This is a genomic window from Leisingera sp. F5 (genome assembly GCF_001593695.1).
In genome coordinates this window covers 1-1,264 of sequence record NZ_LUKH01001114.1, presented here as the reverse complement: position 1 = coordinate 1,264, position 1,264 = coordinate 1, and the positions used below count along the sequence as shown (strand labels likewise).

The 1,264-nt window shown below is 65.0% G+C and carries 1 protein-coding gene; it reads right to left on the bottom strand.

What is annotated here, in order from left to right; all coding sequences use genetic code 11:
• Positions 1–178: 178 nt before the first annotated feature.
• A partial coding sequence (locus A2I95_RS39355; RefSeq protein WP_291737790.1) for an aminotransferase class V-fold PLP-dependent enzyme occupies positions 179–1,264 on the bottom strand: 1,086 nt, incomplete at its 5' end.

The window sequence follows — 1,264 nt, the reverse complement described above, 5'->3', positions numbered from 1 at the left end:
CGCAATCACCTTTGCCGGGATCAACCTGATGTGGATCTTCTTTGTGGTCTGGGTGATGTACGGAATGGTGCCTGTTCTGGTGCTGGCGGTGCTGATCAATCATCTTATCACCAGGCTGGAAATACGTCTGAATTCGCAGAAGGCGTGACTCCGCCTTCTGCCTGTTTCCGGGGGGCTGCTAGTGCCCGGCCATTGCTGCTGCGGCGGCTTCCAGCGCGCCAGGCCCATGCGGGATATTCAGGGCCCTCAGCCCCGTTTCGATACCGCCCAGCAGGCCCATGACCATATGGCCGTTGACATGGCCCATATGGCCCAGTCGGAAAAAGCCGTGCCATTCCGGGCTGCTTGACGGCGCCATGCCAAGGCCGATGCCCAGCGTCAGGCCCAGGCTCTGTTCCAGCCACATGCGCAGCTCGGTTCCCAGCGGCGACCCGATCCGCAAGGCGGTGACCGCATGGGAACGCAAGGACCGCTCCGGCACGTTCATGCGCAACGGGCCGTCAGCGCCCCAGGCCTCGCAAGCGGCCCAGATGGTGCGGGCCAGATGGGCATGCCGGGCCCAGGTGTTTTCAACCCCTTCGGCGTGGATCATGTCCAGCGCCGCGCGAAGGCCGTAGAGGTGGTGCGTGGGCGCGGTGCCGCCGAAATACTGGTAGAACTCCTGCGGGTTGGCGCGCGGCGCCCAGTCCCAATAACGGCTGATCCGCGGCAGCGCTTTGCGGGCAACGGCGGCCTTGTCATTGAAAAATACAAAGCCAAGGCCCGGCGGCACCATCAGCCCCTTCTGGCTGGCGCTGACCATCACATCGACGCCCCAGGCGTCCATCTCGAACCGCTCACAGCCAAGCGAGGCGATGCAGTCTGCCATCAGGAGCGCCGGGTGGCCGGTTTCGTCCAGCAGATGACGCAGCCCCGCAATGTTGTTGCGGATCGAGCTGGAGGTGTCCACATGCACGCCCAGGACTGCCTTGATGCGGTGGGCGGTGTCGGCGGCCAGCGCATCGGCGATGCGGGCCATGTCCCAAGGCGCGCTGGTGCCGAAATCGAGCACTTCGGTTTCGACGCCCAGCCCTTGGGACATTTCCGACCAGCCGATGGCAAAGCGGCCTGAGGAGGGCACAAGCACGCGGTCGCCCGGCTGCAGGGTGTTCTGCAAAGCGGCCTCCCAGGCGCCGTGGCCGTTGGAGATATAGATCGCAGCCTGATGAGCGGTGCGCGCCACCCGCCGCAGATCCGGGATCAGGGTGGCAGTCATCTCGACCAG